Source organism: Pseudophaeobacter sp. 1A16562, from assembly GCF_041008785.1.
GTDB classification, from domain to species: domain Bacteria; phylum Pseudomonadota; class Alphaproteobacteria; order Rhodobacterales; family Rhodobacteraceae; genus Phycobacter; species Phycobacter gallaeciensis_A.
On the sequence record NZ_JAXGFT010000004.1, the window covers coordinates 232,964 to 254,391 of the forward strand.

A 21,428-nucleotide genomic window follows, 5' to 3' on the forward strand; every position below is an offset into this window, starting at 1 on the left:
GTTATGCCTTCACCCACATTTTGTGCGGTGCATAGCTGTTCATCAGGGCAAAGCCTTTTGCGCCGTCGACCCAGCCTGCCAGCTTGTCCGAGGTCGCATCGACGAAGTCGTTGAACATCGGGCAGATCAGGCCGCCTTCGTCGCGCTGGATGGCGCCCATGTCGGCATACATCTGAGTCCGCTTGGCGGTGTCCAGCTCGGCGCGGGCCGCCAGAAGCAGCTGGTCGAACTTTTCGTTGTTGAACCGGGTGTCGTTCCAGTCCGCTGTCGACAGATAAGCGGTGGTGTACATCTGGTCCTGGGTCGGACGACCGCCCCAGTAGCTGGTGCAGAAGGGCTGCTTGTTCCAGACCTCGGACCAGTAGCCATCGTTCGGCTCACGCTTGACGTTGACGTTGATGCCCGCGGTTGCACAGGACTGCTGGAACAGGGCCGCCGCATCCGGTGCGCCCGGGAAGGAGTTGTCCGAAGTGCGCAGCAGGATCTCACCGTCGTAGCCCGATTTCTTCAGGTGGTGCATCGCCTTGTCCGGATCGAACTCGCGCTGCTCGAACTCGGTATAAAGCGGATAGGACGAGTTGATCGGGGAGTCGTTGCCGACCGTGCCGTAGCCATTGAGGATCTTGTCGACCATTTCCTGACGGTTGATGCCGTATTTCAGCGCCATCCGCACGTCGTTGTTGTCAAACGGTGCAGTGTTGCAGTGCATGATGAACACGTAGTGGCCGGGGCCGCTGGTGGAATGCACGTTGATGTTCGGCGCGCGGTCAACCAGTTTCGCGGTGCGCGGGGGGACCCGGTCGATCATGTCGACCTGACCCGATTGCAGCGCGGCAACGCGGGCGGTGTTGTCGTTGATCACCACGTATTCGATGGTTTCGGCATTGCCCAGATCACCCCAGTAGTTGGGGTTCTTCTCGGCAACGAAACGCACGCCCATATCGACTTCTTTCAGGATATAGGGGCCAGTGCCGATCGCGGCTGCCGGATCGTCCTTGCCGCCGCCGGGCTGGATGGCCAGGTGGTAGTCGGTCATCAGGTAGGGAAGGTCGGCGTTGGGGCTGTCCAGCTCAATGATGACGCTGTCACCTTCGGTCGAGATGTTGGTGATGCTGCGCATGATGCCCAGTGCACCGGATTTGGTGTCTTCGCCCGAGTGACGGTCCATGGTCTGCGCCACGTCTTCGGCGGTCACGGGTTTGCCGTTGGAGAAGGTGATGCCCTGGCGGATCTTGAAGGTCCAGACACGTGCGTCTGCGGAGGCGGAGTAGCTTTCCGCTACCTTGCCCTGGATGCCGCCGTCGTCGGCCAGCTCGACCAGGGATTCACCCCAAAGACGGATCAGCGACAGGGCAACCTGATTGGTGGCCAGCGCCGGGTCCAGGCTGTCGGTGGTGCTGCCGCCCTGCAGGCCGACGCGGATGGTGCCGCCTTTTTGGGGGCCTGCGGCCATGACTTCGGTGGACAGCAGCGAGTTGGCTGCAGCAGCGGTGAGACCCAGCGCAGCGGCGCGGCCCATGAATTCGCGGCGGCTCATCATGCCCGTGGCAGCCTTACGCGCGAGGAAATACAGTTGATCTTTCATTGAAGTCTCCCAGTTGAATTTGCCGCTTCAAACAGCTTTTTCTTGATTGGCTATTCAAGATTTGCGCATTTGCGGCGGCCTAGCAAGCATTAATACCTGTTCCGCAGCGGCGTCCGGGGCCAAAGCGGCGGGACACATGCCAGCGACAGGTCGCGTTTTGCCAGTGGTATGCCGCATTTTTGTGAATGAAAACCGGGGGAAGGCAAAAATTCACTAAAAACGACATGCGTATGCCGGTTTTGCGCATTCGTAGTGCGATGCCGGGATTGCGTGCAGATATGGCCAAATCGCGGCGGCAGAAGAGAGAATCGCCCCCGACAACACGTGGGCAAAGGACCGGTCTGGTCGGAAAAATTCTTACCCGGCGGTGTCCATCCAAATCGTAACGGGGCCGTCATTCAGCAGGCGCACCTTCATGTCGGCGCCGAACCGCCCGGTGGCCACCGGCAGGCCAAGACCGGTCAGCGCCTCGCAGAAATAGGCATAAAGCCGCGCGCCGGTTTCAGGATCGGCGGCATCGGAAAACCCGGGCCGGTTGCCGCGTCTTGTATCTGCCGCCAGGGTGAATTGGCTCACCGCCAGAACCGCGCCGCCGATGTCGCGGACCGAGCGGTTCATCTTGCCCGCGTCGTCCTGAAAGATGCGCAGCTTGGAAATCTTCGCCGCCAGATGATCGGCTTCGGCTTCGGTGTCGCCCTCCATCGCGCAGACCAAAACCAACAGCCCGGCCCCGATCTCGCCGGTCACTTCGGAATCGACGGTGACTGAGGCTTCGCTGACGCGCTGAATGAGGGCTCGCATGGGGATTGTCGTCCTTTTCTGTCGATGACTTAGCCGCGCCAGTCGGTGAATTCGGGCAGGGGGGCCCGGGTGGTTCTGAACCTGTTTGCCGGATGATCCGGGTCGGCATAGCCAAAGCTGATCGCGCAGAGGATTAGCCGGTCCTGCGGGATCTCCAGCATCTCGTGCAGCATCGGCGCAAAGGACGCGACCGCGGCCTGCGCGACGCTGGCGACCCCTGCCGCCTGCGCCGCTAGGGTAAAGGCGGCAACGAAACCGCCACTGTCCATTGCGCCATAGGGGCCAAGTTCGGCAGGTGAGGACAGGATCGCACAATGGGGCGCGCCGAAAAGGTTGAAGTTCTCCATCATCTGCCGGGCAGATCCGGCGCGGTCACCCTTGGTCACTCCGACCGCTTCGTACAGCGCCCAGCCACATTCCCGGCGCCGCGCCTGATATTCATCTGAATAGCCGTCCGGAAAACTCAGGTCCGGTGCGTGTCCGCCCGCCATGGCAGCCTCTGTCAGCGCGTTGCGCAGACGGTCGGTTTCGGCGCCGCTGGTGATGGTCACTTTCCACGGCTGGGCATTGCACCAGGACGGGACTTTCTGGGCGCAGCGCAGGATCTGCTCGATCACCTCCCGGTCAACCGGATCCGGGCGGAAGGCCCGGCAGCTGTGACGGTCCTTCATCAGGGCGTCCAGTTCGGTCAGATCGGCTGACTTCGTGGTCATCTGCAACTCTCCTGCTGTGGTGCGGCGCCACAATGGCCAGCGGTGCCACGGGGTTCAAGGCCAGAATTGAGATGGATCAAATCGAGACCTCACCGGTTGAGATACGCTGCCCGCGTTCGAAACAGGAGGAAGATCAATGGTAGAAAAGACCGAACAAAGCGGTTTCTGGCCGTCGCTTTATGATCCCTTTCGTGCATTTGGTGCTCGGGTTGCAGATTGGCTGAGCCCGGCGACCGAGGCCTCTTCGGGGGATGCAGCCTATGACATCACCATGGAACTACCGGGTGTCACCGATGAGGATGTGGAACTGACGGTGGACAATGGCGTTCTGACCATCAGCGGCGAAAAGAAGACCTCGACCGAGAAGAAAGGCGATACCTGGTACTTCAGCGAGCGCCAGTATGGTGCATTCCGCCGTGCCTTCCGCCTGCCGGAAGATGCTGATGGCGCTGCGGCAGCGGCGCATATGGAGGATGGTGTGCTTCATATCAGCGTTCCCAAGAAGGCGCTGGAACAGCCAGAGACCGCGAAGAAGATCAAGATCGCCAAATCCTGAGGCGTTTTCGGCCTTGGGCAGAATGCCGGGCAGTCCGGCGACAAGTGGCGCATAGCCCCGGATCGGGGCTGTGCGCATCGGCATGTCCGGGGGGCTTGAACGTCGCAGGTTTACTGCTGGTTCCCGATATAGATTGCTGCGGCGATCAGGACAGCCATGACGGCAACTGCGCCTGCGATTTTCCAGGCGGAGTAGGGGCGTTCGCCCTGAACCCGTCCGGATTGTCCATTGACGACAAAACGATAGGTCTTGCCCCGGTATTTATAGGCCGCCAGCCAGACCGGCAGCAGGATGTGCTTGAAGGTGACATCCGAGACTTGCGTGTCGATATGCGAGATCCGCTGACGGTCGCCGCCGATATCAAAACGGACATCCCGTTCGATCACCCGGTCCATATGGGCGCGGGCCTCCTCAAAACCGTCCTGCAAAGAGATCGCATAGGCTTCGGCCCGGAACCCGGCTAGATATTGCGGTTGATACGGCTCCAGCGCCGACAGATCCCAGGGTTCCAGCGCATCGGTATAGCGTTTGGGCAGGCTTTTCGACGCCAGCACCAGAACATCGTCAAAGAAGCGTTTGACCCGACCTGACACCGGGCGCCAGCGCACCTTTGCGACCTGTTTGGCCTGCGGTTTGCCATCGACCATGACGGTTTCGGTCACGTAGTAGACCGTGCCGCGCTGGCCTGAGTAGGAACTGCGGGTGTCGGCGTCATAGGTCCAGTAGGGGACATAGATCCCCTCCATCCGGCGCCCCTTGCGGGCGTATTCCTTCAACCCGTTTGGCGCGAACCACAGGCGGCCAAGCCAGTCTGTCATGGCTTTGTGGCCCGCGCGTTCGTCGATGGAGAAAGGCAAGACGCCCTTGGGCTTTATGTGGCGGCTTTCGCCAGTGTCGGTGACCACGGGCGTTGCGCAGAACGGGCATTCGCGGGCGTGGGTAGTGGGATCAAATTCCACCTCGGCCGCGCAGTTGGGGCATTTGGAAACCCGGGTGGTTTCCATGTCGGCCTCTGGCAGCTGACGATCCAGCGCGGCGCGAAAGTCCAACTCGCGCAGGGCGCCGCCGCGCCAGGGGCCCCCGTTGATCTCCTCGGTATGGCCGCAATGGTTGCAGGTCAGGGTTCCGGATTGCGGGTCGAACCGGTAATCGGCGCCACATTGCTCGCAGGGAAAACGATGGGTTTCATCCGGCACAGCGGCAGAATCAGTGTTTTCGGTGGCAGGCGGAGGGGGAGGAGGGGAAGATGGCACGGCGCTCTCTCAAATTGTAACGATTTTTTCCGGTCGTTGTTTATTTAATTGATTTCTATTTATGTTTCCCGGCGGAACCGAGTCGATCAAGGGGAATTCACGGTGAGGGTTGAGATGTGAGCTTAATGTTTGATTAACCTGTGAAGGGCTACGGCAGAAGGGTTCAGTAATAAGGAGTATGAGTATGTCTGTAGCGGCTATCCAGGATGAGATTTCCGAAGCCATCAAGGCCCATAGCACATGGAAACTTCACCTTCGCACGGGCACCATCAGCGGCAGACTTGAAACGCCTTCGCGTGACATCTGCTGTGATGACAAGTGCAAATTCGGCCAGTGGCTGCATTCGCCTAGTACGGAAGCCGGTATGGCAGGGGATACCAACTATGTGCGTGCGAAGAAACTGCATTCCGAGTTTCACCAATTTGCCGGCGCCATCGCACAAAAGATCGAACGTGGCGATCTGGATGCGGCCAAACACGATCTGGATTTGGGCAAGCCGTTCGATGAAAAGACTAAGGAACTCACCAAACACATGATGGTCTGGCGCAAGAGCCTGCAATAGTGACGACATGTCGGCCCGGCTCAGTTGTGTCAGGCCGACAGTCAAGGCCCGGAGCGCGCGCTTGGCGCCCCGAATTCAGCCCGCGGGAGGCGGCGGGGGCGGAGGCGGCAGAATGGTGAAAAGCTGCGCCAGTTCGGCGACATCACCGGCCCGCTGCCAGCCATCCTGGCCGGGAGTCCAGACGTGGGTGTCGCGCTTCAGCTGCCCTTCCTGCGCCATGCGTCCGAGACGCGCCTTGGAATAGGGACCCGAAGTCTGACCGTTTTCCGCGATATGCCAGACGTGTTCGACCGGGGGCGGCGGCGGGGCCATCGGCGCCGCAGCGGGCGCGGGGCGGGCGCCCCAGGGACCTGACGGCTGACCCGCTGCACCCTGCGACATGGCATTGCCCATCTGCTGGGCCATCGCCATGCCCATCCCCATTCCCAAACCGGCGCCCATGCCACTGTTCGGGGTGCGGGCTGCGGCGTCCATCGCCTCGGCAGCGGCGAACTGGGTGTATTGGCCAAGGTCGCCCACGATCCCCATCTGGGTGCGCCGGTCCATGGCCTGTTCGACCGCAGGCGGCAGAGAGATGTTCTCGATATACAGCTCCGGGATCGCCAGGCCATATTCGGCCACGGTGGCGGAAATCTCGACCGCAACCAGTTTGCCCAGATCGGCGGTATTGGCGGCCATATCCAGCACCGGAATGCCCGAGCTGGCAACGACGCGGCTGAACTCCTGCACGATGATGTTGCGGATCTGGAAGCTGATTTCATCCATAGTGAATTCGCCATCGGTGCCGACGATCTCGGTCAGGAAGCGCGCCGGATCCACCACCCGCACCGAGTAGCTGCCAAAAGCGCGCAGACGCACCGGGCCGAACTCCGGATCGCGACAGATGATCGGATTCTTGGTGCCCCACTTCAGGTCGTTGAACCGGGTGGTGCTGACGAAATAGACCTCGGATTTGAAGGGCGACTGAAACCCGTGGTCCCAGTGCTGCAGCGTCGTCATCACCGGCATGTTGTTGGTCTCAAGCATATAGAGACCGGGGGTGAAGACATCCGCCAGCTGGCCTTCGTGCACGAACACGGCTGCCTGTCCTTCACGTACCGTCAGCTTGGCGCCATATTTGATCTCATGGCCTTCGCGTTCAAACCGCCAGACCATGGTGTCGCGGGTGTCATCGACCCAGTGAATGACGTCGATGAACTCTCCGGTGAGAAAGTCGAAAATACCCATATCTCAGGTCCTCTTCCTACGGTGTGCCTGCTGGGAGCCTCATCGATGGGCGCAAGGGCCACCTTACAGGGGCTGTCCCATGATTTCGCGGGCGATAATGCGGGTGATCGGGCGGGCTTCTTCGGCGCTCATCCCGGTTTTCAGTCTTGGATCATACAGCATCTGCAACAGCTTTTCGTCATGGCTGGTCAGAAAGGCGAATTCGTCATCGTCGTTGAAAATCGACGGGCGCGCCCGGGGGCTGTCGTTGAGCAGGCCCAGGCCTTGTGCGATTTCCTCGTGGATGCAGCTTTGCCGGACCAGATCGGGATGCTCCGCGCGGATCAGCGCGACGCCGCGAATATAGTCGAAGGGGCTGCCCTGGGCGCCGCCGGCAAGGACAAAGCAGTAATGCGTCCGTGGCGGGTTCACGAAGAGCTGGAAATCGTTCTGGCTGATATTGGGCAGCAGTTCACGGACCCGTTTGGCCACAAAGGCGCTGTCGTCCTTGCTGGCAAAGATGACATGGAAATTGCCGCGCTTCGCCACCGCCGCAACGGGATGGTTGGTGATCCGCCCGAGCCGCATGGCGTATTCGGCAACCCGCGCGCCGTCGGCGCGGCGCTGACTTTCAGGGATCGAGGGGCCGAATTCAGCCTGCAAGCGCACCGGCCCGGACCAGCGGCTCAGGCCGCCTGTAGCGCCGCCACCGCGCCCGGCGTATTCGTTGAAAAAGGAAATCGCTTCGAAGTTTTCCGCCAGATCCTCGGCATCATAAGGCGTATCGGGTCCGCCGCCATCGGTGCGCAAAAGGCCTCGCGTCAGCAGGTCCTGCTGCAGGACACGGTAATATTGCCGCAGCTCTGCGCTGGCGGCCGAAGGCGCAGCGGGCGCGACCATGGCAGCCGGACGTGGTTTTGGCACGACGGACTCGCTGCGGCCCATGGGCATGCAGGCCGACAGCAGGCCCAAACCCAAAAGCGCGGCAAGGCGTACAGGCGCGGATATTGCCCGCCCGGCGCTGCCTTCGGCACAAATCGCCGCCGACCTATGACGTTTTTGCCAGATCATCAGGTCAGGACGGAACCGCTGTGCCGGCATTGTCTCCGATGCCATCGCGGCGCGCCTTGGCGGCGGCCAGCGTATCGCGCAACTCGGCTTCCATCTTTTTCAGCTCGCCCTCGGCAGCGGCGCGTTTGGCCTTGCCCTCATCGGCGATCTGCAGGCTTTCCTGAATGGTGCCGATCAGATCCGCATTGGCCTGTTTCACCGCTTCGATATCGAACACACCGCGTTCCATTTCCTGCCGGATCGCCTTGTTGCTTTCGCGCAGGTTGGCCGCGTTGGAGGTCAGCAGCTCGTTGGTCAGATCATTGGCATCGCGCACCGCTGCAGCAGCCTCGGCCGAGCGCTGGATGGTGACCGCCTGCGCCAGCTGGGTTTCCCAGAGCGGCACGGTATTGACCAGCGTCGAGTTGATTTTGGTCACGAGCGATTTGTCGTTCTCCTGCACCAGACGGATCGAGGGCAGCGACTGCATGGTGACCTGCCGGGTCAGCTTCAGGTCGTGCACCCGGCGTTCCAGATCGTCCCGGGCGGCGCGCAGATCGCGCAGTTCCTGCGCGCGGATCACCTGGTCGGCTTCGGCGGCTGCTGCGACGGCTTCTTCCAGCGCGGGAATTTCGCTGCTGTCCAGCTCACCCAGCTTGGCCTCGCCTGCCGCGATATAGAGCGCCAGCTCGTCGTAAAATGCCAGCGTCTTTTCATAAAGCATGTCGAGCGATTTGATGTCCTTCAACAGCCCGTGTTCATGGCCAAGAAGATCATCGGTGATCTTGTCGATCTGCGCCTGGATTGTTTCATAGCGCGCGGTGAATTTGGCAAAGGGCGCAGCGCGGCCCAGCAGGCGCTCCCAGAAGGTGGGTTTGCGGCGCACGTCCAGTTCCGAGACGGAAAAGCCGCGGATCGTGGTGACGATATCCCGCAAGGAATCCCCGGCGGGTCCGACGTCCTTGTTGCGCACATCGGCCAGCATCGCCTGACTGATGGTCTGCAATTCGGCCTGCGCGCCGGATCCGAAGCCGATGATCGAGTTGCTGTCGCTCATGTCGATTTCGCCCATGCGGCGACGGATCGCTTCGCTGGTGACTTCATCCGCCTGCTCCAGCGGCTGGATGTCACCCGTGGGATCCGCAAGCGCGACGCCCGTCACCTCCGTGACCATGGCCTCGGCTTCGATTGCTTTCTTCTGAACGGTCTCGGACATCGGTGGCGTTCCTCGGGTCAAAGTGTCAATTGCGGTCCAGGCGGACCCCTTCGCGCTGCAGGCGGTCGCGCAGCACGTCGATTTCGATGGTCAGGTCGCTGCGGTCTTCGAGCAGCATCTTTTGCGTGCGGGCCGCGAAATTCTGTTCCAGATCCTCCAGCAGGGCAAGGTAGTCGCTGCGGGCCTGCGGATCCTGGCTGCGGGCATAGATATCGGCGAACTTGATGGTCGCATCGCGCGCGCCCTGCAGATAGACGGTCAGATACTTGCGCGCACCGGTCAGGTCGCGCGGGTCTTCTTCTATGGTGCGGAACATGTCCCGGGCGACAGCCTGAAACTGATCCACACGCGCCTCCAGCTGCCGGTCACGCGCCCTAAGCGCCGCGTCCCGCATGGCGTCAAGGTAGGCTTCGGCCTCATCCACGGCGCGGGCAACGCGGCTTTGCTGGAAATCGTCCACGCCCTCCACGCCCTTGTCCTGCAAAGGGTCAAGGCCAAAGGCGACCAGATGCAGCCCGGTGGCTGCCAGCCCGTAGACGGCGGCGATCATGATCCCCGGTTCGGCCTTCCAGGCGGCCAGCGCGGCCCCGGCGCCGGTCAAAACCGAGGCGAGGATCTTGCGCGGCAAGGCGGGTTTGCGCGCGACACGGCGCGCGGCAAAGGCGGTTTCGGCCCGCAACCCTTCGCGCAGAAGAAAGGCGGCCCCGGTCCAGAGGGCAGCTGCAATCCCGCCAAGCGCCAGACCCGTGGCCCCGTCGTTCAGCGACAGGATCAGCAGCACGCCTCCAGGCACGAACATGGTGTTGGCACGGGCGCCGACAGGATCGACCTGTGCGCTGCGAAAGGAGTTGGTTTTGCCCGTCGGCGGGGATGTGTCACCCAAGGCGGCCGGATCACCGGCGCCATCGGGGCTGTATTTGCCGCCATACCTCTGTGCCATGGATCAGCCTCCCACAATCCATCCGGTGCTCAGTCCGAACATCAGAACAAGCAGGGCGGCGAAGGCGACTTTCTGCACGCGGGTTCCCCCATGACACGATTTACATGCCTGAAATCTAAGGGATTGCAGGCCGCCTTGCTAGGGGGAAGTGTCGGGCAAATGCCTCAGCGGCGGGGATTCTTGCCGATTGGACGATTGCCGGGCTTTGCGCCATTGGCGCCGCGTCCCTTGCCGCGGGTATCCGGTTTGCCGGGCTGTCCAGGCTTGCCGCCGCCAGTATGGCCGGATTTGCCCGTCGGGGCTCCTTGTGGTTTGGCCTGCGATTTGCCACGCGGTTTGCCAGCGCCGCCGCCGCTATAGGGGGCAGGGGCGTCAGTGCCGGGTTTGCGGCCGCCGGGGCGCTTGCCGCGCATCGGTTTGCGCCGCTGGGGGCGGTCGGTCTGAGGCGTCTCTTCGGTGTCGTCTTCGAGACCTAGCTGATCGCGGATCACCCGGGGGCGCAGTTCTTCGACTTCACCGGGTTTCAGATTTCCCAGCTGGAACGGGCCGTAGGACAGGCGCAGCAGGCGGTTGACGGAGAACCCTATATCCTCCATGGCGCGGCGGATTTCGCGGTTCTTGCCTTCGCGCAGTCCCACGGTCAGCCAGGCGTTCGCCCCCTGCTGGCGGTCCAGCGCCACGGTCATGGGCTGGAACGTCTCGCCGTCGATCACCAGCCCTTTGCGGAGCGGCTCGAAATCCGTTTCTTGCGGGCGACCCTTGATACGCACCCGGTAGCGGCGCAGCCAGCCGGTCGAGGGCAGTTCCAGCTTGCGCTTGATGCCGCCATCATTGGTCAGCAGCAGCAGCCCTTCGGAATTGAGGTCAAGCCGCCCGACGGTCATCACCCGCGGCAGATCCTCGGGGAGTTTGTCAAAGATGGTCGTGCGGCCCATCTCGTCGCTGGTGGTGGTCACCAGTCCGGCGGGTTTGTGATAAAGCCACAGGCGCGGCGCTTCTGCCTCGGGCAGGGGCTGGCCGTCGATCAGGATCCGGTCCCGCGCCGTGACGTTCAGCGCGGGGCTGTCGATCACCTTGCCATTCACCGCAACCCGCCCCTCGGCGATCATCCGCTCGGCCTCGCGCCGCGAGGCAACGCCGGCCCGCGACAGAACCTTGGCGATCCGGTCACCTTCAGGCGTGCCCGTGCTCTTGTCGCCTGCAGTGGCGTCGGGACGCGACGGTTTCGCGGCTTTGCCTGCCGGGCCTTTGGGGCGGTGCGGGCGCTTGGGGGATGCGGGTGTTTTGCTCATCCCCTCGCCATAGAGCATTCCGGCGTCTTGCGAAAGCGGGCATTCTGCGGCAGGGAAGGCCATGGTTTTCCGTTCTTACATGACCCTGGCCCTGGAAGAGGCCCGCGCTGCCGCCGCGCGCGGCGAGGTGCCGGTGGGCGCGGTTCTGATTGCGCCGGACGGAACGGTCGCGGCGCGGGCCGGAAACCGCACTCGGGAGCTGAACGATCCCACCGCCCACGCCGAGATCCTGGCGATCCGCGCCGCCTGCGCCGCAGCGGGAGGGGAGCGACTGACGGGATATGATCTTTATGTGACGCTGGAGCCCTGCGCCATGTGTGCGGCGGCCATCGCAGCGGCGCGTATCGCGCGGGTCTACTACGGCGCCTCTGATCCCAAATCCGGCGGCGTTGCCCATGGGGCCTGCGTGTTTTCACACCCGCAGGCACACCATGTGCCCGAGGTCTACGAAGGGATTGCCGAAGCGGACTGTGCTGCCATTCTGAAAGAGTTCTTCACCGCAAAACGATAGGGGGCCGGAATGGAAGGGCATGTGAAACCGCCGGAAGAGGTTCTTGCCGCGTTCAGGGTGGCGGTGCCGGAGTGGATCGCGACCACTGCCATTGCCAGCCTGTGGAAAGTCACCCGCGCCGGGGGCGGTGCCGCGGTGCTGAAATGCTATGGCGCCCGCGGTATGGGCAGCGAGGCCAGCGGTTTTCGGTTTCTGCAAGCTGCGCCCGAGAGTTGCGCGGCCCAGGTCTATGGCTTGCGCCCGGACGCGGCCTTGATCGAATGGCTGGAGGGGCCATCACTCGCCGATCTCGCAATTGCCGGTGAGGACGAAATGGCTGCACGCGAACTGGTGAGGGTCGCCTCTGGCCTACATCCCGGTACGGGGCAGGCGCCAGAGGGCTATCCCCGGCTGGAAGATCGTTTTGATGCGCTGTTCCATCTGAAACCTGCACCAAGTTGTGCGGCGGGAGACAAGGCGGCGATTGCCGCGTGTCAGACGCTGGCCCGCGAACTTCTCAACACGCAGATAGATGTGCGCCCGCTGCACGGGGATTTGCACCATGGCAACGTGATGAAGACGCCGCGCGGGTATTGCGCCTTTGATGCCAAGGGGATCGTCGGGGAGCGTGCCTTTGAGTTGGCCAATGCCTTTCGCCATCCCTATGGAGCCCCCGATCTGACCCGCGATCCGCGTCGGATCGGGATGCGGGCCGATCTCTGGTCAGTAGAATTTGCGGTGGATCGTCAGCGTCTTTTGCAATGGGCGGCGGTCAAATGTGCGCTCTCCATTGCTTGGCGCAGTAAGGGGCTCTTGGCGCAGGAGGATGAACTGGACCTGCTGGCGGCGCTGCTGTCTTGCGCGAAGGAGCAGGGTGGCGCCTGCGTTTAGGCACTGGACGGCCCATGCGCCCCGTGGCATGTTCTCTTTTTGTTTCGGCTGCAGAGCGGAGAAGAAGGCGATGGCCAATATTGTCGTGGGAGAAGACGGCCAGCCGCGCTGCGGCTGGAGCGCCAGCGCACCTGAATTTGACGCCTATCATGATGCGGAATGGGGCTATCCGGTGAGCGACGATATCCGGTTGTTCGAAAAGATCTGTCTTGAAAGTTTCCAGTCCGGCCTCAGCTGGCGCACCATTCTGGCCAAGCGCGAGAATTTTCGCGCCGCTTTCGCGGGCTTTGATTGGAATGTCATCGCCACATACACCGATGCGGATGTGGAGCGCCTGTTGCAGGATGCCGGGATCATCCGCCACCGCGGCAAGATCGAAGCCGTGATCAACAATGCGAAACGCGCGCAGGAGTTGGTCGAAGAAGCTGGATCGCTCGCCGCGTTTTTCTGGAGCTTTGAGCCGGACCCGGACAGCCTGCCCGAGCCGCAGACCAGGTCGACCAGCCCGGACTCCGTGGCGCTGTCAAAGGCGCTAAAGAAACGTGGCTGGAAGTTTGTCGGCCCCACCACCGTCTTTGCCTTCATGCAGGCGATGGGGCTGATCAATGACCACGCGCTGGGCTGCTGCTGCAGAGAAAAGGCCGCCCGCGCGCGGGCGGCGTTCACAAAGCCGGTTTAGACCTCAAGCGCGGTCATTACCTCAGGTTCGATCACCTCGACACCGGGCAGGCCTGCGCTCAGATCCTCTGCGGATTGCTCCAGCAGGGGGAAGGTCTTGTAGTGGCAGGGGATTACCGTCTTGAAGTTGAAGTACTTCTTGGCCGCATAGGCCGCCTGCTTCATGTCCATGGTGAAGTGACCGCCAGCACAGAGAATGCCGATATCGGGTTTGTAGTAATCCCCGATCCAGTCCATGTCTGCCATGATCGCGGTGTCGCCGGAAATATAGATCGTCTTGCCCTCGGCCTGCAGCACATAGCCGACTTCCGACCCACCCGTGCGCGGGCCTTCGGGCGTGGCAAAGGTCGAGCTGTGCGAGGCGGGCACCATCGACAGTTTCGGCCCGCCCAGATCGACGGTTCCACCCTTGTTGAAGCCGACGGTTTCGACGCCTTCGGTTTCGCCCCAAAAGCCCATGATGTCATATTGGCCAACCACGGGAATGTTCAGTTTTTTCGCGAGCGGCAGCACATCGACCACATGGTCGAAATGCACATGGGTCAGGATGATATGGGTGGCGCCTTCGATGGCGGCATCATGCTGGTCCTCGGGCAGGCTGGGGTTGCCGGTCAGCCAGGGGTCCAACAGCAGCACCTTTCCTTCGGTTTCAAAACGGAAACTGCCGTGGCCCAGCCAGATGATCTTCATGGTGTCTCTCCCAATTCCTTGATTTGTCTGCTCTCACCCTAGCACGCCGAATGCCTGTTTCCATCGGTTTGCTGTCCTGCGGGCCCGGTCAGGCCCCCGGTCCGCAGTGTTTCGCAGCAAACTTGTGCTCTAGCGGTGAATGTGCCCTCATGGGCGTCAGAACATGATGGGAGGCAGTGCTGTGACAATGATCGGGTCGAAGGCCACCGTTCTTCTGAGCCTGCTGGCACTTGCGCCGATATCCGCTGCGCCCGGCCATGCCGAGGGCGCGGGAGGGCACCAGGGGCACCAGCAGCATCAGGGTGATGACGCGCAACCCTATGCCGGGCAGGAAACCCGGCGAATCAAAAGCCTTTCGGATGCGGACATCGCAGAATTGCGCGCGGGCAAAGGCTGGGGCTTTGCTCTTCCGGCGGAACTGAATGGCTGGCCCGGGCCCGCGCATCTTCTGGAATTGGCACCGCAGATCGGGCTGAGCGCGGCGCAGATCGAGCAGGTGCGCCAGATCCATCACGAAATGGCCGCCGAGGCGCAGCAGGCCGCAGAGGTTTTCATTGCCGCCGAAGAACGTCTTGATCAGGCCTTTGCATCGGGGAACCCGGATGCCGACCAGCTGCGGCGTCTGGTTTCCGAAGCAGGCGCGGCGCGGGCAGATCTGCGGTACGTACATCTGTACCGGCATTTGCAGACGGTTCAGTTTCTCTCGGGCGAACAGATCGCCGCCTATAATCGCTTGCGCGGCTATGCGGCTGATCCTTGCGACGCGGTGCCGGAGGGTCATGACCCAACGATGTGGCGGATGCACAATAACTGCGAATAAACGCTCCTGCGCCCACCAGCCTGTGTATAGACACCCGTTTTCGGTGCAGACCCGCTTGCGGCGCGGACGGCGCGGCGGTAAACGCGTCTGTAACACGAGATGAGGGTTTCCATGTCGATTGACCAAAGCACTGCCGCCAAAGTGGCCAAACTGGCCCGGATCAAGGTCGAAGAGGACGCGCTGCCTGCGCTGGCAGACGAGTTCAACACCATCCTTGGGTTCATCGAACAGCTGAACGAAGTGGACGTGGAAGGGGTCGAGCCGATGACCTCGGTCACGCCGCAGCGTCTGAAACGGCGCGAGGATGTGGTCAATGACGGTAATCAGCAGGACAAGATCCTGGCCAATGCCCCCGACGCCCGCGAGGGCTTCTTTGCGGTCCCCAAGGTGGTGGAGTAAGACATGAGCGATCTGAACAAACTGGGTCTGGCCGAGGCCCGCGATGCCCTGCGCAAAGGCGACACTACCTCTGTCGAGCTGACCGAAGCCTGCCTGAAGGCCATCGAAGGCGCCGATGCGCTGAACGCCTTCGTGCACAAGACGCCCGAGATCGCGCTGGAGCGCGCAAAGGCAGCCGATGCCCGCATCAAGGAAGGCGATGCGCCTGCCATGTGCGGCCTGCCGGTCGGGATCAAGGATCTGTTCTGCACCAAGGGCGTGGACAGCCAGGCGGCCTCCAACATCCTTAAAGGCTTCAAGCCCGAGTATGAGTCGACCGTTTCGCAGAAACTGGTCGATGCCGGTTCCGTGATGCTGGGCAAACTGAACATGGACGAATTCGCCATGGGCTCGTCCAACGAAACCTCTGCCTATGGCGATGTGGTCAGCCCCTGGCGGCGTGACGGCAGCGATGCCAAGCTGACACCGGGTGGCTCCTCGGGCGGCTCTGCGGCTGCCGTGGCGGCAGACCTGTGCCTTGCGGCCACCGGCACCGACACCGGCGGCTCGATCCGTCAGCCTGCGGCCTTTACCGGCACCGTCGGCATCAAACCCACCTACGGGCGTTGCTCGCGCTGGGGCATCGTGGCCTTTGCCTCCTCGCTGGATCAGGCCGGACCGATGACCAAATCGGTGCGCGATGCGGCGATCATGCTCGAAGCCATGGCCGGGCATGATCCCAAGGACAGCACCAGCGCCGATCTGGTCGTGCCGAATTTCGAGGCGATGCTGACCGGCGACATCAAGGGCAAGAAAATCGGTATCCCGAAAGAGTACCGCATGGACGGCATGCCCGCCGAGATCGAAAAGCTCTGGGCCGATGGTACTGCCATGCTGAAGGACGCGGGCGCCGAGATCGTCGACATCTCGCTGCCGCACACCAAATACGCGCTGCCTGCCTATTACGTGATCGCCCCGGCCGAAGCCTCCTCGAACCTCGCACGCTATGACGGGGTGCGCTACGGCCACCGCGCCACGCTGGAGGCTGGCGACGGCATCACCGAGATGTACGAAAAGACCCGCGCCGAAGGCTTTGGCCACGAGGTGCAGCGCCGCGTGATGGTCGGCACCTACGTGCTGTCGGCAGGCTTCTATGATGCCTATTACAACCGCGCCCGCCGCGTTCGCACCCTGATCAAGAAGGACTTCGAAGATGTCTTTGCCGCAGGCGTGGACGCGATCCTGACACCGGCGACGCCCTCTGCTGCTTTTGGGCTGGGTGAAATGACCGATGCGGATCCAGTGCAGATGTACCTCAATGACGTCTTTACCGTCACTGTGAATCTTGCGGGCCTGCCGGGCATCTCTGTGCCTGCGGGTGTCGATGCACAGGGTCTGCCGCTGGGCCTGCAGCTGATCGGCCGCCCCTGGGAAGAGGGCGATCTGCTGAACACCGCCTATGCGCTGGAGCAGGCCGCCGGGTTTGTGGCAAAGCCGGGGAAATGGTGGTAAAACCGGCTCAAACAAGAGCATGAACCATACGACCATAAACAGGTGATCCCGATGCGCGTCTTCGTCTCCCTCGCCGCCGCTGGCAGTCTTCTGGCCCTTGCAGCTTGCAGCCCGCCAGTGCCGGACAGCGCGGCCGGGGTGGGCGTGGACGGCGATCCCTTCGCCGCCCGTCCGGCGCAGGGCACCACGATCAACGGCGATCCACTGATCCCCTCGCCTCAGGTTGTTGGCGCGCCCCTGGCGATGCCGACAGATCAAAGCGGAGCCACCTCGGTCGCTGCGGCTGGAGCCTCGGTTGGCACTGGCAGCAATGCCGATATCGCTCGCGAAACGGCAGCAGCCCTGAGTGCGGCGCAGGCCAACTCTGGCGAGGCGCCGCTTGAAGCGAGCCCGGACAACCCTGCGCCGCAGATCGTCGGCGGCAACCCGCGTCTGTCGGACGAAAACAGCTTTGATGCGGTGTCCTCGCGCCAGACCATCGAAAGCGATGCAGAGCGTCTGAAACGGCAGCGTGCGCAGTATCAGGTGGTGGAGCCGACAGCGCTGCCCACGGTCTCTGCGGGCAACCGGGATCCCAATATCGTGCAATACGCGCTCAGCACTTCGAACCCGCCGGGCAACCGCATCTTCAGCCGCACGGGTATCAACCTCAAGGCCCGCTCGTCGCGTAACTGCGCGGGCTATGCTTCGCCTGAGCTGGCCCAAGTGGCGTTTCTTGAGGCGGGCGGCCCCAAACGCGACCGCTACGCGCTGGACCCGGATGGGGATGGCTACGCCTGCGGCTGGGACCCGTCCCCCTATCGTCTGGTCCTGCGCGAAGACTCCTGATGTCCGGGGCTGACAGGGCAGGGGATGAGGCCGGGGCAATCTGGCATCCCAGCCCCAATTTCGGTCCGCGTCGTGATGGGCTGATTCCGCAGTTCGTGGTTCTGCACTATACGGCAATGGAGACGGCTGAGGCTGCTTTGCAGCGGCTGTGTGTTCCTGCGGCCGAGGTGTCGGCTCATTATCTGATCGGGCAGGATGGCACCCTCTGGCAGATGGTGGAGGAGGCGCAGCGCGCCTGGCACGCCGGTGCTGGCGAATGGTGCGGGCTGGAGGATCTCAATTCCCGGTCAATCGGGATCGAGCTGGACAATCGCGGCGATCATCCGTTTTCCGAACCGCAGATGACGCGGTTGGAGCGGTTGCTGGGCGATATCCTGCACCGCTGGGATATCGCGCCCGAGGGGGTGATCGGCCATTCGGACATGGCGCCGGGACGCAAATGCGATCCGGGTGCCCGGTTTGACTGGGCGCGGCTGGCCCGTCAGGGACTGGCCCGGCAGGTGGCGCAGGCGGATGGGCAAGGGCAGAGCCTGCTGCAGCCAGAGAGCGCCGATAAGGCGCGTTTCCGCGCCTATGCCCGCGACATCGGATATACCGCTCCGGTGGAGGATGAGACGCTTCTGGCGGCTGTGCGGCTGCGCTATCGTCCCCAGGCCCGCGGGCCGCTTTGTGCGGCGGATTTCGCGCCGCTGGGCCAGGCAGAGTTGTGGGGCTGAAAGGTGCCTGCTGTAACCACCCTTGACCTGTCAGCCCCCAGGGCCTAGGTGCAGCCCTGCGCAGAAGGCTGGACGGCCGCGCTGGGGGCTTGCCCTCCGCGAGGAAAGTCCGGACTCCCTAAAGCAACGGTGCCGGGTAACGCCCGGGCAGGGCAACCTGACGGATAGCGCCACAGAAATGAAACCGCCGTGCCCCCGGCAACGGATCAGGGCGCGGTAAGGGTGAAACGGTGGGGTAAGAGCCCACCGCGCCCCTGGCAACAGGGGCGGCACGGCAAGCCCCACCGGGAGCAACGCCAAATAGGGCCCCCGCGCGGGCAGGTCCCGGCAACGGGATACCGCCGCTAGGCATGCTTTAGCCAAGAGGGGCCGGGTTGGCAGCTAGAGGTACGCAGCAATGCGTATCGCAGATGAATGGCCGTCCATGAGGCGCAAGTCTCGGGACAGAATCCGGCTTACAGGCCTTCTGCGCAAAATATCCCCCCGAATCCTATTGACTTGGGGGGCAGTGCAGGTAAAAGCGCACGCTCATATAGGAATTTACCGAGAGGCCCCCTGCCTTTTCGGACGCAGGAGAAGCACCATGGCGAAGCCGACGACCATCAAGATCCGCCTGAACTCGACCGCGGGCACGGGCCACTTCTACGTGACCAAGAAAAACGCACGCACCATGACCGAAAAAATGGTCATCCGGAAATACGATCCGGTTGCGCGTAAGCACGTCGAGTACAAAGAAGGCAAAATCAAGTAAGCCCATCCGGCATACAGGATTTTCAAAAAGGGTCACGCCGCGCGCGTGGCCCTTTTTCGTGTTTGGAGCCGGGTTTTCGGCGGTCGTTGCAGGCGCAGGGCAGGTGAGAGCTTGTTCGAATTTGAAAAAATTACCCGATAGTTTAGCCGCCTGTACGAAAGGATAGTTCCCCTTTTCGCCTCATTTCAGTCGTAACTTGTTTACGTGGGTAAATGAGACAAGTGGGTGATAGTATGTTCAGGCGTATCTTGTTCAGCGTGGTTTTTGCCGTGGCCGTGGCGCCCTCTCCGGAGGCGACGATTGCGGGCGTGGTGCCGGTTCCGGCGCCGGTGATGGCCGGGCCGCTGTCCCTGACCGCTGGTCGAACTCAGCAGCCTGCGACAGCGCCGCGCTCGGGCAGCCAGACCCTGCGGGTCGAGGTGCAGGGCCGGGCCCTATCGCTCTCTGTGGTGCGGGCAGGTTCGACCGGGCTCGCGGTGCTCAGCGCCCCTGCGCATAGCGTGATTGGCAACCTGCCTGACATGACCCCTGCGGATTTCCAGACCATTGCGGCGCGCGAAAGCGGCTGCAGCGTCTCAGGTGAGGTTCAGGTGCTCGGCAGCGACCGGGGCACGGTCGCCCTTGCCACCGGTCTAAGCTGCTCCTGAGCCGCCTCTCAGCTCGTTTGAGGACCTGCGGAGATGATCTTCAGGCCCGCCATTCCGCAACGGTCGTGACCGGCTGCAATCCCATGCTGCTCATCAACCCGGCTGAGGCCGTGTCAAAGACGGCAAAGCTTGTGGTCAACGTGTCGATGCCAAGTGTCTGACAGCGGGATTTCACTTCTGTCACCAGTGCTTGACCAACTCCCAGACGGCGGAATGGCGGATCCACGGCAATATGATGCAACTGGATCCGTTTGCCGCCGCGCATCACCGGCAGGTGAGGCTGGTCTTCGATCTCATAGATAGCATAGCCCATTAGGGCGCCTGCGGGGCTTTGCGCGGCGATTGCCTGTATTCCATCCTTTTCCATCCAGTCCGACAGCCAGTCAGCAATGTCACTGTCCGCCGGGGCAGACGGGTAGCGGAGCGGTTGTTCTTCCGCGTGCTGTGCATGTAGGTCCCGCAGCAAGGGAACAATACGCCCTGCGTCGCGGGCAGTGATATCGGTAATCTTCATCTTCTAAATCCTGTGGTCCGTTCAAAAGGCCCAGCCAAAAAAGAAACGGCTGGGCATAAAGAAAGGGCGGATCGCTGTGATCCGCCCCTTGCTGAAGTCTTGGTATGGCCGGTGGCGTTATTCGCGGTTCCCAAGCAGCTGAAGCAGCATCATGAAGAGGTTGATGAAGTCCAGATACAGGCTGAGGGCGCCCATGATCGCGGCTTTGCCCAGCCACTCCTGATCGCCGGATTCGGCCATCTGCAGGTAGGTGTTCTTGATGTTCTGGGTGTCATAGGCGGTGAGGCCTGCAAAGATCAGAACGCCGATCACCGAGATAGCAAAGGCCATGGCGGAGGACGCCAGGAAGATGTTCACCACCGAAGCCACGATCAGGCCGATCAGCCCCATGATCAGGAAGGTGCCCATTGCGGAAAGGTCTTTCTTGGTGGTGTAACCCACCAGGGAAAGGCCCGCGAATGCGATGGCGGTGATCAGGAATACCTGAACGATCGATTCACCGGTGAAAACCAGGAAGATCGAGCTGATCGACAGGCCCATGACGGCTGCGAAGGTGTAGAACACCAGCTGCGCGGCCGAGGCCGACAGGCGGTTGATGGCGGCGCCAAAGCCGAACACGAACGCGAGCGGCGCGAACATGATCACCCACTTCAGCGGCGACGCGTAGATCGCATAGCCGAGGCTGGTCAGGTATTTGTCGGCGCTCAGCTGTGCAGAGGCGGCCGACGGATCGGTTGTCACCGCGAGGCCCGCGATGGCCCAGGCGGCCAGAAAGGTGATGAACGTGCCCACGGACATGGTGCCGTAGACTTTGTTCATATGGGCGCGTAGGCCCGCATCGATCTCGGCAGTGCGTGCGCCTGCTGTAGAACGAATGGTGTCAAACTGTGCCATGTATCATGGTCTCCGTTTTCAAAAAGTCTCCCCAGTTGCGCGGAACAGCCAGTTCAACGGCCATGCACAACATTCCCGTCAAATATCGGGTCAAAGCCCATACGGTTCAAGTCTGCGATGAAAAGATTTGCCGCAAAAACATGAAAAGGCGCACCATTACAGCGGGTGCGCCTTCAGTCGTCATTTGTCATCTGTGAGGTCTCTGTCAGCGCGTCCAGGAATCCGGTGCGTCCCAGAACGGGCGGCGGGCCTCTTCCTTGGCGGCGTCGCGGCTGATGCCGATGTCTGCCAGCGCCTCAGCGTCCAGTTTTGCCAGCGCGCGCCGCTGGCGGGTCAGAGCGAATGCGCCTTTGATGCGATCCGCGAGGCCGCGGCGGGGTTTCGGGCTGACCGAGGTGGTGGAGATATAGGTCATGGCTCTTGTCCTTTCTTTCGTTCGTGATGG

General features: G+C 62.3%; 25 protein-coding genes and 1 other RNA gene. 13 read left to right on the forward strand and 13 right to left on the reverse strand.

Annotated elements, in window-relative coordinates:
- Position 1: 1 nt before the first annotated feature.
- The 3 genes from SM764_RS07530 to SM764_RS07540 form a co-directional block, all read right to left on the reverse strand.
- A complete protein-coding gene (locus SM764_RS07530; protein WP_369001430.1) occupies positions 2 to 1,585 on the reverse strand; it encodes an ABC transporter substrate-binding protein in 1,584 nt (527 codons plus the stop codon).
- Positions 1,586 to 1,942: 357 nt separating this feature from the next.
- Positions 1,943 to 2,386: a D-aminoacyl-tRNA deacylase gene (gene dtd, locus SM764_RS07535; protein WP_368947010.1), complete on the reverse strand. Its 444-nt coding sequence runs from the start codon at positions 2,384 to 2,386 to the stop codon at positions 1,943 to 1,945.
- A 29-nt stretch (positions 2,387 to 2,415) separates the two neighbouring features.
- The gene (locus tag SM764_RS07540) at positions 2,416 to 3,099 is read right to left on the reverse strand and encodes a nitroreductase family protein (RefSeq protein WP_274839555.1); all 684 of its coding nucleotides are present in this window, start codon (positions 3,097 to 3,099) and stop codon (positions 2,416 to 2,418) included.
- A 136-nt stretch (positions 3,100 to 3,235) separates the two neighbouring features.
- Between SM764_RS07540 and SM764_RS07545 the strand changes: the two genes are divergently transcribed.
- Positions 3,236 to 3,655 (forward strand): Hsp20/alpha crystallin family protein, encoded by a 420-nt coding sequence (locus SM764_RS07545; RefSeq protein ID WP_274828324.1) that lies wholly within the window; start codon positions 3,236 to 3,238, stop codon positions 3,653 to 3,655.
- A 110-nt stretch (positions 3,656 to 3,765) separates the two neighbouring features.
- On the opposite strand, the gene SM764_RS07550 is transcribed toward SM764_RS07545, so the two are convergent.
- Positions 3,766 to 4,908, reverse strand: coding sequence for a TFIIB-type zinc finger domain-containing protein (locus tag SM764_RS07550; RefSeq protein ID WP_490363071.1), 1,143 nt, complete (start codon positions 4,906 to 4,908; stop codon positions 3,766 to 3,768).
- 184 nt (positions 4,909 to 5,092) lie between these two features.
- On the opposite strand from SM764_RS07550, the gene SM764_RS07555 reads away from it, so the two are divergent.
- Positions 5,093 to 5,470, forward strand: a complete 378-nt coding sequence (locus tag SM764_RS07555) for a CZB domain-containing protein (RefSeq protein WP_369001432.1) — start codon at positions 5,093 to 5,095, stop codon at positions 5,468 to 5,470.
- A 75-nt stretch (positions 5,471 to 5,545) separates the two neighbouring features.
- On the opposite strand, the gene SM764_RS07560 is transcribed toward SM764_RS07555, so the two are convergent.
- From SM764_RS07560 to SM764_RS07580, 5 genes are all read right to left on the reverse strand, one after another.
- Complete coding sequence (locus SM764_RS07560; RefSeq protein ID WP_369001433.1) at positions 5,546 to 6,697, reverse strand: SPFH domain-containing protein; 1,152 nt, start codon at positions 6,695 to 6,697, stop codon at positions 5,546 to 5,548.
- Positions 6,698 to 6,760: 63 nt separating this feature from the next.
- The gene (locus SM764_RS07565) at positions 6,761 to 7,627 is read right to left on the reverse strand and encodes a DUF2927 domain-containing protein (protein ID WP_274835765.1); all 867 of its coding nucleotides are present in this window, start codon (positions 7,625 to 7,627) and stop codon (positions 6,761 to 6,763) included.
- A 124-nt stretch (positions 7,628 to 7,751) separates the two neighbouring features.
- A complete protein-coding gene (locus SM764_RS07570; protein ID WP_274828328.1) occupies positions 7,752 to 8,942 on the reverse strand; it encodes a toxic anion resistance protein in 1,191 nt (396 codons plus the stop codon).
- Positions 8,943 to 8,967: 25 nt separating this feature from the next.
- Positions 8,968 to 9,882: a 5-bromo-4-chloroindolyl phosphate hydrolysis family protein gene (locus SM764_RS07575; protein WP_369001434.1), complete on the reverse strand. Its 915-nt coding sequence runs from the start codon at positions 9,880 to 9,882 to the stop codon at positions 8,968 to 8,970.
- Between the two features lie 164 nt (positions 9,883 to 10,046).
- The gene (locus SM764_RS07580) at positions 10,047 to 11,174 is read right to left on the reverse strand and encodes a pseudouridine synthase (protein WP_369001435.1); all 1,128 of its coding nucleotides are present in this window, start codon (positions 11,172 to 11,174) and stop codon (positions 10,047 to 10,049) included.
- A gap of 61 nt (positions 11,175 to 11,235) precedes the next feature.
- Here SM764_RS07580 and SM764_RS07585 point away from each other — a divergent pair, with 61 nt between their 5' ends.
- The 3 genes from SM764_RS07585 (at position 11,236) to SM764_RS07595 (ending at position 13,234) form a co-directional block, all read left to right on the forward strand.
- Positions 11,236 to 11,685: a nucleoside deaminase gene (locus SM764_RS07585; protein WP_369001436.1), complete on the forward strand. Its 450-nt coding sequence runs from the start codon at positions 11,236 to 11,238 to the stop codon at positions 11,683 to 11,685.
- Between the two features lie 9 nt (positions 11,686 to 11,694).
- Complete coding sequence (locus SM764_RS07590; RefSeq protein WP_369001437.1) at positions 11,695 to 12,555, forward strand: aminoglycoside phosphotransferase family protein; 861 nt, start codon at positions 11,695 to 11,697, stop codon at positions 12,553 to 12,555.
- Between the two features lie 70 nt (positions 12,556 to 12,625).
- Positions 12,626 to 13,234, forward strand: a complete 609-nt coding sequence (locus SM764_RS07595; RefSeq protein WP_369001438.1) for a DNA-3-methyladenine glycosylase I — start codon at positions 12,626 to 12,628, stop codon at positions 13,232 to 13,234.
- On the opposite strand, the gene SM764_RS07600 is transcribed toward SM764_RS07595, so the two are convergent.
- Entirely contained in the window at positions 13,231 to 13,923 is a 693-nt protein-coding gene (locus tag SM764_RS07600; protein ID WP_369001439.1) for a metal-dependent hydrolase, read from the reverse strand. The two genes, SM764_RS07595 and SM764_RS07600, sit on opposite strands and share 4 nt — an antisense overlap.
- A gap of 187 nt (positions 13,924 to 14,110) precedes the next feature.
- Here SM764_RS07600 and SM764_RS07605 point away from each other — a divergent pair, with 187 nt between their 5' ends.
- From SM764_RS07605 to SM764_RS07640, 8 genes are all read left to right on the forward strand, one after another.
- On the forward strand, positions 14,111 to 14,743 hold the full coding sequence (locus tag SM764_RS07605) for a Spy/CpxP family protein refolding chaperone (RefSeq protein WP_369001440.1): 633 nt from the start codon (positions 14,111 to 14,113) through the stop codon (positions 14,741 to 14,743).
- Between the two features lie 111 nt (positions 14,744 to 14,854).
- Positions 14,855 to 15,142: an Asp-tRNA(Asn)/Glu-tRNA(Gln) amidotransferase subunit GatC gene (gene gatC, locus SM764_RS07610; protein WP_065270789.1), complete on the forward strand. Its 288-nt coding sequence runs from the start codon at positions 14,855 to 14,857 to the stop codon at positions 15,140 to 15,142.
- A gap of 3 nt (positions 15,143 to 15,145) precedes the next feature.
- Positions 15,146 to 16,633, forward strand: coding sequence for an Asp-tRNA(Asn)/Glu-tRNA(Gln) amidotransferase subunit GatA (gene gatA / locus SM764_RS07615; protein WP_369001441.1), 1,488 nt, complete (start codon positions 15,146 to 15,148; stop codon positions 16,631 to 16,633).
- Positions 16,634 to 16,684: 51 nt separating this feature from the next.
- Complete coding sequence (locus SM764_RS07620) at positions 16,685 to 17,461, forward strand: hypothetical protein (protein WP_274835743.1); 777 nt, start codon at positions 16,685 to 16,687, stop codon at positions 17,459 to 17,461.
- On the forward strand, positions 17,461 to 18,177 hold the full coding sequence (locus tag SM764_RS07625; protein WP_369001442.1) for an N-acetylmuramoyl-L-alanine amidase: 717 nt from the start codon (positions 17,461 to 17,463) through the stop codon (positions 18,175 to 18,177). The genes SM764_RS07620 and SM764_RS07625 overlap by 1 nt, the downstream gene beginning before the upstream one ends.
- A gap of 60 nt (positions 18,178 to 18,237) precedes the next feature.
- An RNA gene (gene rnpB, locus SM764_RS07630) (RNase P RNA component class A) lies at positions 18,238 to 18,651 on the forward strand.
- Between the two features lie 109 nt (positions 18,652 to 18,760).
- Positions 18,761 to 18,928: a 50S ribosomal protein L33 gene (gene rpmG / locus SM764_RS07635; protein ID WP_065270785.1), complete on the forward strand. Its 168-nt coding sequence runs from the start codon at positions 18,761 to 18,763 to the stop codon at positions 18,926 to 18,928.
- A gap of 233 nt (positions 18,929 to 19,161) precedes the next feature.
- A complete protein-coding gene (locus SM764_RS07640) occupies positions 19,162 to 19,575 on the forward strand; it encodes a hypothetical protein (RefSeq protein WP_065270784.1) in 414 nt (137 codons plus the stop codon).
- Positions 19,576 to 19,615: 40 nt separating this feature from the next.
- On the opposite strand, the gene SM764_RS07645 is transcribed toward SM764_RS07640, so the two are convergent.
- The 3 genes from SM764_RS07645 to SM764_RS07655 form a co-directional block, all read right to left on the reverse strand.
- Complete coding sequence (locus tag SM764_RS07645; protein WP_065270783.1) at positions 19,616 to 20,089, reverse strand: GNAT family N-acetyltransferase; 474 nt, start codon at positions 20,087 to 20,089, stop codon at positions 19,616 to 19,618.
- Between the two features lie 117 nt (positions 20,090 to 20,206).
- Positions 20,207 to 20,983: a Bax inhibitor-1/YccA family protein gene (locus SM764_RS07650; RefSeq protein ID WP_065270782.1), complete on the reverse strand. Its 777-nt coding sequence runs from the start codon at positions 20,981 to 20,983 to the stop codon at positions 20,207 to 20,209.
- A gap of 205 nt (positions 20,984 to 21,188) precedes the next feature.
- Positions 21,189 to 21,398 carry a DUF1127 domain-containing protein gene (locus tag SM764_RS07655; protein ID WP_274835740.1) on the reverse strand — a complete coding sequence of 70 codons (210 nt, stop codon included), beginning with the start codon at positions 21,396 to 21,398 and terminating at the stop codon, positions 21,189 to 21,191.
- Positions 21,399 to 21,428 lie beyond the last annotated feature (30 nt).